Annotated in this window: 11 protein-coding genes; 10 read left to right on the forward strand and 1 reads right to left on the reverse strand. The window is 39.2% G+C overall.

What is annotated here, in order from left to right:
- The 9 genes from AC1DND_RS09155 to AC1DND_RS09195 all read left to right on the forward strand — a co-directional run.
- Nucleotides 1–2,143: tetratricopeptide repeat protein (locus AC1DND_RS09155; RefSeq protein WP_477580983.1), on the forward strand; the 2,143-nt coding region annotated here is incomplete at its 5' end.
- A 111-nt stretch (nucleotides 2,144–2,254) separates the two neighbouring features.
- A complete protein-coding gene (locus AC1DND_RS09160; RefSeq protein WP_477580985.1) occupies nucleotides 2,255–3,556 on the forward strand; it encodes a hypothetical protein in 1,302 nt (433 codons plus the stop codon).
- Nucleotides 3,557–3,578: 22 nt separating this feature from the next.
- Entirely contained in the window at nucleotides 3,579–4,865 is a 1,287-nt protein-coding gene (locus tag AC1DND_RS09165; RefSeq protein WP_477580986.1) for a hypothetical protein, read from the forward strand.
- A 69-nt stretch (nucleotides 4,866–4,934) separates the two neighbouring features.
- Complete coding sequence (locus AC1DND_RS09170) at nucleotides 4,935–6,035, forward strand: hypothetical protein (protein WP_477580988.1); 1,101 nt, start codon at nucleotides 4,935–4,937, stop codon at nucleotides 6,033–6,035.
- Between the two features lie 11 nt (nucleotides 6,036–6,046).
- Nucleotides 6,047–6,340 carry a hypothetical protein gene (locus AC1DND_RS09175; RefSeq protein ID WP_477580990.1) on the forward strand — a complete coding sequence of 98 codons (294 nt, stop codon included), beginning with the start codon at nucleotides 6,047–6,049 and terminating at the stop codon, nucleotides 6,338–6,340.
- Nucleotides 6,340–6,750, forward strand: coding sequence for an SET domain-containing protein-lysine N-methyltransferase (locus AC1DND_RS09180; RefSeq protein ID WP_477580992.1), 411 nt, complete (start codon nucleotides 6,340–6,342; stop codon nucleotides 6,748–6,750). The genes AC1DND_RS09175 and AC1DND_RS09180 overlap by 1 nt, the downstream gene beginning before the upstream one ends.
- Nucleotides 6,750–7,145, forward strand: coding sequence for an SET domain-containing protein-lysine N-methyltransferase (locus tag AC1DND_RS09185; RefSeq protein WP_477580994.1), 396 nt, complete (start codon nucleotides 6,750–6,752; stop codon nucleotides 7,143–7,145). The genes AC1DND_RS09180 and AC1DND_RS09185 overlap by 1 nt, the downstream gene beginning before the upstream one ends.
- A gap of 71 nt (nucleotides 7,146–7,216) precedes the next feature.
- Nucleotides 7,217–7,528 (forward strand): hypothetical protein, encoded by a 312-nt coding sequence (locus tag AC1DND_RS09190; RefSeq protein WP_477580995.1) that lies wholly within the window; start codon nucleotides 7,217–7,219, stop codon nucleotides 7,526–7,528.
- 25 nt (nucleotides 7,529–7,553) lie between these two features.
- Nucleotides 7,554–7,802 (forward strand): hypothetical protein, encoded by a 249-nt coding sequence (locus tag AC1DND_RS09195; RefSeq protein ID WP_477580996.1) that lies wholly within the window; start codon nucleotides 7,554–7,556, stop codon nucleotides 7,800–7,802.
- Between the two features lie 323 nt (nucleotides 7,803–8,125).
- On the opposite strand, the gene AC1DND_RS09200 is transcribed toward AC1DND_RS09195, so the two are convergent.
- On the reverse strand, nucleotides 8,126–8,854 hold the full coding sequence (locus tag AC1DND_RS09200; RefSeq protein WP_477580998.1) for a GntR family transcriptional regulator: 729 nt from the start codon (nucleotides 8,852–8,854) through the stop codon (nucleotides 8,126–8,128).
- 388 nt (nucleotides 8,855–9,242) lie between these two features.
- Here AC1DND_RS09200 and AC1DND_RS09205 point away from each other — a divergent pair.
- Nucleotides 9,243–10,333: TonB-dependent receptor plug domain-containing protein (locus tag AC1DND_RS09205; RefSeq protein WP_477581000.1), on the forward strand; the 1,091-nt coding region annotated here is incomplete at its 3' end.

Raw genomic sequence — 10,333 nt, forward strand, 5'->3', positions numbered from 1 at the left:
GAATGAGGCAATGAAAAATATATTGATAATCCTATTGATGCTGCCCTTATTGGCAATAGCACAACAAAAGCAAAGCACGGAAGATGCTATGAAAAAAATGGAGGAGCTGAAAAAAAATATGACCCCAGAGCAGCGAGCCATGCTAGAGAAAATGGGACTTGAAAAAACAATGAAAACTGCCCAAAAAAATATGCAGCAAGGTGGTACTGGAACAGCATTGATGCAAATGGGTGACCCGAACAAAATTCCCGAAAAACTTTCTACACTGGCTATACCGGCCACACCCACTGATAAAGGGAAACTTATAGCTTACCTCAAACCGATTTTTTCGCAAACAGAAACTGCGATGAAACCCGATCATGTAAAAGCGGTACAAAAATTATTGGATAAGGGCGCTGAAACCGGAAAATATGCAATGGTGTTTTGGTCGCATAATGAATTGGACAAAGCATTGTACCTGCTTATTAATGCCTGTATCACCAATCCAGACGATTATGTTTCCATCAATAATCTGGGCGCATTGCTTACCCTTTCGGGATATGCACATAAATCTTTACCGCTGCTTTTATATACGCAAAAATTTGTGCCTCAAAGCGGCACCTTGCTTAACAATATAGGTCAGGCTTATCTGAGTTTGGGTTATGTTGACAAGGCGAAACCGTTGTTTTTATCAGCCATTGCAAAAGATTCGACCAAAACGGAAGCGTATCGTTCGATGGCACTCATTGCACAAAAACAGGGAGATAAAGCACTTTGTGGTGGGTATCTTGAAAAATCCATTGCCCATGGCGCTGCTACTACCGAAAATATTAATCTGCTGAACCAGGTAGCACCTCAAAAAGACATTTCGGCGCATATCAGAAAACGTTTTAAACAATTTTATAAAAACCATAGTGTTACCAAACGCTTTATTGTACCGTCAATACCGGCATCGTATGAAGAAGCAGTAGCACGGGATGGTGAAGTGGAAGCCTATTTCAGGGACTTTGATGCTACTATTAACGCAACTTATAAAACGCAAAAGGAACTCAACAAAAAATATGAGAACCAAGTACAGGGAAACCAGGCTAAAATGATGGCACAAATGCAGCAGGTGATGGCTAATGCGGGCAAGCCTGGCTATTCAAAATCTGTGCAGGATATCAAAGCATCGTTCAGTAATCCTTTCATGGCTCAGGGAGCCGTTATGCTGTCCAGCATAGACAATCCGCAATTCAGCAAATCATATTATAGCCGAATGAAAACTGAAACAGCAAACAGGTTAGCAAGCGTGAATGAACTGAAACAGGCATTGAAAACCGATTTTGATGATAAGATAAATGCTTTGGTAAACGAAAACAGCAAACTGAAAGACGGCGAAGGCCAGGATGCAGCAAATGCAAGGGCAGTAGCCATTGAAAAACAACTCTGTGAACTGAAAACAGCACGACAAAATAAATGGTTGGAAAAGATTGCCGTAATCAATATGCAATATATCCATAAAATGGAAGATCTGTTGAACCAGCGTTTGCAAGAGCATCTTTTTTGGAATACCATCGTGATGCAATCCATGCAAGACCCTACGGCCGTTAACTACGCATTTTATGTGGGCTATTTGAAAGACTTGTATAAGCTTGCTTATCCGCTTTTCCCTATGCATGTGGACGGGGGGCTATCAAAACCCTGTGGCGATTATATGAAAGCCAACAATTACAGAGGCAAAATACACGATTGGGAAAGAGAACACTGCGAAGTGGATTTTGGGATAGACCTCATGGTAACCGGTGGAAAAATGAATTGCGAAGGCTGGTCGGTTTATGCAGATTTTAAAGAAGGTTCATTTAGGTACGATCGAAGTGTTGATCCTGTAACCTGGCAAACTACTGGGCACAGCATTACTGTAAAAGCAGGAAAAGAAAAAGAATTTGAGATCACCAAAAAACTGGGTGGAAAAATAGGTGCAGAAATAGGAACCACCATCAAGTTTGATGGGAATATGAACCCGGTTGATTTGATCGTTAAAGAATCAGTTTCAGCAGAGATGAGTGGCCCTATGGGAGGCAGTGCAGGTGTTAATTTAGTTGATGTTGAAATAAGTGTGAGCGGTGGTTTTAAGGCCGCCGGGTCATCCATACCAGGGTTTGGTAGCGATTTTTTGAAATAGCTTGTTTGAGATAGGAATTTAACTGTCCCAATTTGTCTAGAATTTTAATCAGCCATCGCAGTTCCATTAAACGGCCACGGCATTTTGCTAAAAAAATTAAAACGATAAACCATGAAACAGTTTTTGACACTCTTAGCCGTTGTGCTTGTAAATACAGCAGCTTTTTCGCAAGGAATAAAAAAAATAGCTGACCCATTAACGCCCTGTGGTTCACGTGCAGATGTTGACGCTATGCCTGGTATTTATACCGACCATAACAATACAAAATATGGCTTTAGTTTAAAAGGCACACCCGCCGAAAAAACTACAATGATGAAAAACCTCATTGCCGTAGAAAAACTGGAGGAAGCAAGCCGTAATAATTTTAAATTGACGGGAGGTGCCGCCAGAGTAAGTTTTACCAGGTGGGGCAGCAGTAATTACAGCAAAAATGTTTATGCCAGCTATGAGTACAGTATGGGCGTATATGCTTTTGTCTGCAATGTTAACCAACACGCCAGCAAAATAGTAGATGAATACAGAACGGCTTTCAGGGTTGCCTTCAATCCCTCTATAATGCCCGGAGGCGTACATGCTGTAGGCACAGGCGAGTTTAATATTAATAATGGAAATGCGATGTACCAAATTCCTATAGAAGCAAAAGTAGGTCCCAACTTTGAAAAAGACAAAAGCAACAATCCCAGCCGTTTATCACAATATATTTCAGAATCAACCTTTATGGTTGCCCGCTCTGATGCCTATAAAGATTTTCATACCGATTTCTTAAAACTCAACAATGGTAACGGCTATGTTGAGCACTGGGAAATGGGTGGCAGATATGATACTCACGGGCCTAATTCGTATCAATTTATAGATCGTCGTTATTTCCTCACCAAACCGGGAGTGCCTTTACTCATACCCGTTAGCCGCAAGCAATACCTGTTGGATATGCTGGAATATTTTGAAATAGAGAAAGCCAATTTTGAATATGACAACGCAGAGAAAATTAAAAATATAGTAAATAATACTGCTGAGTCTGCAAAAAGAACATTGGCCGCTTTGGAAGCAGACAAGCTTGCTTACCCTAAGATATATGAAGCAAAAAAAGCAATAGTGAATGACCTGCTTGCCAAACAAAAACCAGAATGGTTACAAAAACCGGCAGTGGTAGATCAGGATAGATTGGTAAAAGATGCAAATAAAATCTTGGAAGCTTTGGGTAGGTTTTATGATGCAGAAGGAGAGTATAAATGTGCCCTGTATGTTTTAAATCCAGCTTATTTTGTTTCCAATAACGGGCAGGCTGCAAAACCTTTGTTGATAGAAGTACAGTTTCGATATGAGATCACTAAAGATTATGGCTACTCTTCAAGGTTGTTCAATAATTGGGAGCAGCATTTTGATTTAGCTGCGCTAAGAAAAATGCTGGATTAAAATCTAAAAACAAATTCAATCCATGAAACAAGTATATATATTGATCATTGCTATTTTAGTTGTTGCATTCTTTGGGTTAGTCCAACAAGTATATGCACAAGATTGCCAATCGTCAAAAGATCTGGAAAACCTTCCAGGTAAACAGATAGATGCTGCCCATTGTGAATGGCCACAGCAAAAGTTACACTGGCTGGATGAATTGGGTACAGCTGCCAATAAAGCTACCGCCAATGCCATAATCACAAAAATTGAGACACTCGAAAAACAAAGTCGTGTCAATTACAACCTTAAAGGCTGTGTACTCAAAACTGCTTTTTCGGGCAATGCCCCAGCAATAATAGCAGGTAAATATCCATTGGCAAGCTACGATCTTAATATGGGCTGCTACGAGTACATCTGTGTCAAAAACAAAATGATGGTTAACAGTGAATATGCTAATGTTTTTAGGGCTTATGTTAATCGTTATACAGTGATAGAATCAGCTTTTTCTTTTTCAGATGAGTCTTACTATTACGAAACACTCAAAAAATACAATGGACAGTTTATCGCCCTGCACAATTTTATTAAAATGGATGCATCTAAAGATGTCAATAACGGCAAAGGGTATTATCAGGATATTCCCGAAGCCACAGTAAAAGAGGGTAGTCGTAGCGTATATATGACCCGGCATTGGTATTGCACAAAACCCGGTGCTTTAGTATTTATACCCGCTACCCGTAAAGAATACCTCGAAGCCCTGTTGGTTTATTACGAAAGAGAAAGGCTTTTAATCACCGACAAAATAAAAGAGATTGAAAACGAGTCCGCTGGTATGATGAAAGACCCACAAAAACACCCCCAGTTGTATGAAAACGGCAAACGCAATTTGGTGGTAAAAAAAGCAAAATATCCCGATTGGGAACAAAAAATGGAAACAAAAAAGGCCATTGTGCAAAAGGCACTGAAAGAAAATACKGCTGCTTGGTTGGCACAACCTGCTGTAGTTAATCCTAAAGCAGAAAACTTTTCGTGGAAAAGGACTTATGGCTCAAGCCCCAATGATGAGGTATGGATAGAGACCCCTAATGCCGATACCAAAGCCGATGCCCAAAAAAACGGATCATTTACTTTTAGTGGCTTTTGGGATGGTAAAGGCGGTACAACACTTTATAAATACAATCCCGACTATTTTAAAGGCGCAGAAAAAAATCCAGCAAAACCATATATCATAGAATTAACCTACAGATATGTAAAAACCCCTCTCGGAAAAAGTTTGGTAGAAAATTTTACCGAAAACTTTGATTTTGATGCCGTAAGGGATATGTTATAAAAATCATCTTTTTTAACGATTGATACCCTTTGCCACTCAAACTACTTTTATGCTATAAAAAAATTAACTATGAAAAGGATATTTATTTTATCGCTATTCATTGTAGGAACGATGGTAGCAAAAGCACAAATTCGGAGTCGTATCGAAGACTCGAAAATTTTTATACAACCCATAAAGGAGCTAAATGTAGCCTCAACAAGCAAACATGATGAAGTTTTAAAACAACTTACCTCAGTAATGCAACCTGTTATTGATAAGCTAAAGGAACGCATGGAAGCCAATCCAGAAATGTATAAAGCTTATCAGGAAGATATTAAAAGTGTAAGCAGCCTGAAAACAATGGATGAAAAGCAGGCTAAAGTAGCTCAGATTGCTAAAACCCATTATTCCTTTGTTAAAAAGATCTGGACGGAGGCGAAAATAGACGAACCGTTGTACCAGCAGAAGATTAGGGATGTGTTTCCAGATGATGTAAGGAAGAAAATCCAATTTGGGGAGTTCCTTACGTTTCAATATGAAAAAGCTAAACCTGTAGCGCCATATACTCCTGGAGGATCTACTTCAAACCCAACAAACCCACCTATAATAAGCAAGCCGGTTGATCCTAATCCAACTATTTGTGTGGATGAGAATGCCACGGCTACTCCACTTTTTGATCCACTAAAAAGCGGAATTGGGTCATGTAACCATTATTTTTATGGATCGAATAATGGCGCATATACCAATACAATTAAAACCGTAGCCGATGCTCAAGGACCATGGGGCGGCTACTCAGATGCAGCTATAACAATTGATAGGTTTAGTATCCCCGGTACGTTTCCGTTTGATTCGAGAGGACTTAAAGTATCGAAAGATTATCACTGGAAAGGTTCGGCATATACCATTTCGGTATTGGGATGTTCGATGGCTTATTATTATGAAACGCCTTTTTTTGCTTCGGCACTCAAAGACTGGCAAACTGAAATTTGTATTTGTGCGCCTGCCACTTTTATGCTGTTCTCCAATAAAAAGGTAGATAAACAATTTGTTAGCCAAGGGCCTAAAAGCACTGGGAATGTGGTGAGTTTCGGACTTGGATCTGGGATAAATACTGGTGCAAGTGGAATTGCTTTTGCTGGAGGAGAATCAAGCGTGCAAAGTAAGAAATGGCAAATTTGCGAAACACCATAAATATATAAAATATGAAAAGAATTATGTCCATCTTAGGCTCATTGCTGTTTATAACAGCAGTTAAAGCTCAAACCACCGTGATTAAAAAAGAAACGGTAAATCCGGGTTGTAGTCAAACCACCGCTACCTCTGTCTCATCAAAGGATCATAAGTCCTTACGAACCGACCCCAAATTGGAAGCGAAGGAAAGAGCAATTAAAGATGCAAAAATTGCTCCTCAAATTGACCCTAAAAAGGAAGTTATGCCTAAAGCAGCTGCGGAAAGAGCAATCAAAGATGCAAAGATATTGCACAAGGGAAAATAATGCTGTTCAATAAAAATAATTATCAGCCCCCGCACATCGAAGTAAAAGAAAGTCCGCTTCATGGGCGTGGCGTATTTGCTAAAAATAGAATAACGAAAGGGAGCCTTATAGAGCGGGCTCCTGTTGTTTTTTTATCGAACGATGAAAAGGAAATCTTACGGTTTACCAAACTTTTTCATTATTACTTTTTGTTGAGCGAGCCCGAAAAGCAGGTGGCATTTAGTTTTGGTCATGCTTCGTTCTACAATCATTCAGCCAAAGCAAATGCCTTTTACACCTTTTCGAGAAAGAGAAATACGATTAACCTTTATGCCTGTCAAACCATTGAAGCAGGAGATGAGGTAACTATTAACTATAACGGTAAGCCGAATGATAGAAGCGAGGTATATTTTCCCAATTCGGATGAATAATGAAGAAACAGTTGTATTTAAAAACGATAAAGGGAAAGGGCAGAGGTGTTTTTTGCAATGCAAACATTTTAGAAGGAGAAATTATAGAAATTTGTCCTGTTATTATTATCCCTGCCAAAGAATTTTCTGCCTTATGTGCTACGTCCCTTATAGATTATAGCTTTTATTTCAATAAAGAAGAAAAAACATTGTCGTTAACCATGGGGTTTGGATCCATGTATAACCACAAGCAGTTTCCCAATGCTGTATATATGCTCAATAAGGAAGAAAGACAAATGGTATTTACTGCTCACGAAAACATCAAAGCACGTACTGAAATATGTATTAATTATGGTGGCGAGTATGGTATAGATTATTGTAAGTGGTTCACAGATAGGGGTATCGATCCCGTTTGATCAAAAAATCATCTTTTTTAATGATTGACCTGCATCTATACTCAAGCTACTTTTACTAAAAAAGTAAAACCATGAAGAAAGTAATTTTTATCTTTTTCCTTACCCTTGGTATAGGAGGGATAGCACAAGCACAGGTATTGAGTAAACTCAAAGAAAAAGCAAAAGTCGCGGCGACAAACTCCGTTGACCGATCAACCGATAAAGTTGTAGATCAGGCTGTAAATAAAACGGCGGACAATGTTACCGACAAAGCAATAAACAAAGTCAGTGAAAAACTGAATAACTTATTTAAAAAGAAAAATAAAAAACGCCCAGATACTATCCCCGCGACAGTTCCCGATTCAAATAAAGCCGTAATCAAGCCTAAGAACCAGAACAAATAAGTTTACCTGATAAAAACAGGAGATTATGAAAAAGATCATGCCCCTCTTAAGTGCCTTGTTCATTGTAACTGGCCTTAAAGCACAAAAAGCAACTGTGCAGAAAGAAACCATAAAGCCAAAGGCAGATACAGTTGGTAAAAGCAGTACTGATAAACAGATCAATAAAGCAGTAGATAAAAAGGATACAAAAATTGCCCCTGCCATCAAATATGCCCCAACCTCGAAAGTTGCTCCAGTAGCAACAAAAGCCGCCAAGATTACTCCTGTAAATTAGTATGCGGCTAATTTCAAGGCAAGATAATATTGGCAAACTCTGGGATTAATTATTCTTCTAAAATTTTAGAAAAACCGCTAATTTCAATCAATTCGTCCACAAAATGGTTCGAATTACGCACCGCCACTGACCCCAATCGTACGGTATCCCGTTAGGGATATCGTACTTTTTTAAATAATTTTTCGTAAGCAACAAACTTCAAAATTAAGAACTAATAAGATATTCCTTTCCTTAGTTTGTGTATTTCAGTAGAAGCGGTTCTTCATCACTTCAGGTGAAAAAGAATGAAGCAAAAGTCCCATTATAGTTGTCGTGGTGTGTATTTATCTTGAACTTTCGTTGGTATAGACAAAACTGTCCCCTTTGTAAAACCCAAGGTTATATTCAATTTGTCTCTCCGCCTGATCAAACACGGTTCGTTTTCTGGACAGTACCGGACTGCCAATTTTCATTTTAAGTTTATCGGCAATAAATTCATCGGCAGCTATAGCGGTTATTTCTTCTTTAGATAGGGTAGCAACTACAGAGTAGTCATCTTCTAATATTTCGTACAGGGGACGTTTAAAATCCTCTTCGCCTGTTAATCCCACACGCGGATGAAAATAAGAAACAAAATAAACAAAGGGCTCATGCAGTTTTCCTCTAACCCTTTCCAATTTCAATATTTTGCGGTCAGTTTTTATCTCAAAAAAATTTGCAAGGGTTTCATCCGGGTACACCCAGGTAACATGAAGTTCGAAACTATTTATGGGAAGCCCCCTCAATTTCATTTCCTGTGAAAAACTTAACCAGTTATTGGATCGGGAACTAACTGGTTGGCTTGCAACTTTAGTTCCAAATCTTTTTTTACGGACTAAAAGTCCTTCGAAAACTAATTTGTTAATCGCCAGCCTCAATGTGGTACGCGATATAGCTAATCGTTTTGCTAATTCAACCTCACTGGGAAGAGTCTTCCCATTTTGATATTCTTGGGCCTGGATTAATTTTCTCAAAAGCATCTCTGCTTGAGCATGCAATGGAATAAGGCTTTTATGGTCAAGTGAGTACTTCATTCAGATAAATGTATAAAAATAAAATCATATATGTTTGTACATAATTCATATTATACCTACCTTGTTATAGGACATAAAATTTTACCAGCATTTATATTACTGATTTAATATTAGTTTTCTATCGCGGGGAATAGAATTTGGTGGCCTGTTTTGTTTTTTTGTTTAATATGTACATACATTACTACTAATCATCAGATGAATTCAAATAACCTTACCAACCAAGTTAATTGTTACCTTCCTGAGTATGTCATGTCTGGTAATATCATTAACATCTATCAGTCCATTGGATTTCCCGGGCCGGGAATTTGTCTAAGGCATCCACCCTGACTCCTGATAGAGAAAACTGACATTATAACTTAACCAATTATAAACCAATTTCACCAATTTTATGAGACTATTTTCGCTAAAATACAATACACAAAAAAGACTGGGGACCCTTAGGGGCCTTGTTGTTGTATTGCTTTGTCTTTTAGGAGGCATTCAGCAGGCTCTTGCCCAGCAAGCCATTTCAGGATCTGTAAAGGATTCACAGGGAACGCCCATGGTATCCGCATCGGTAAAAGTAAAGGGGACGAGCATTGGTACCTTAACCGATAAAGACGGTGCCTTTGCAATTAAACTTCCGGCCGGAAAAACTGTTTTAACCATTAGTTATGTTGGCTATGAGTCAACGGAGGTAAATACCGCTTCCAAGGATTTCTCCCCGGCCATAGTGTTAAAGGAGTCTTCGTCTTTGAAAGACGTTCTGGTTGTGGGTTACGGAACACAGCGTAAAGTGGATGTTACAGGCTCCATTGGTTCAATCAGTGGTAAAACAATCACGGAAAGATCCTCACCCGATGCGCTTGGTGCATTGCAGGGGCAGGTACCCGGCTTAAACATTACCCAGAATTCCGGCAAAGTCGGTGATTACAGGATCAATATCAGGGGCTTCAATTCCATTAATGCATCCAATAATCCCCTGTTTGTTATTGACGGGGTTATCGGGGCTGATTACAGTGCGATAAATCCAAATGATATAGATAAGATTGATGTACTTAAAGATGCGTCGGCATCTGCAATTTATGGCGCACGTGGTTCAGGTGGTGTAATTATCATTACCACAAAACAGGGTAATTATAATATGCCCACCATTTTGAGCTACAATGGTGTAGGCGGTTTCAATAGCTTGCAAAGGGAAATCCCAGTTTTGAACTCAGCCCAGTACCAGGCAATGGAGAAACAGGCCTATGCAAATTCAGGGGTTCCTTATCCAAACTTTGGGCAACTGGAACCGGACTTGTTTAATCCGGACAATACGCCAAAATACGATACCAATTGGCAGAGAGAGGTGTATAAACCAACATTTTCACAGAATCATAACCTGTCGGTAAGCGGGGGCTCGGGTTCCTCCAGATTTAACCTGGCCGCCGGCTATCAGAATGATAAACCATTGTCATTGTTTACCTATAATAAGAAATATTCCGCCAGGATAAATGT

It is taken from the genome of Pedobacter sp. 01N416 (genome assembly GCF_056399685.1).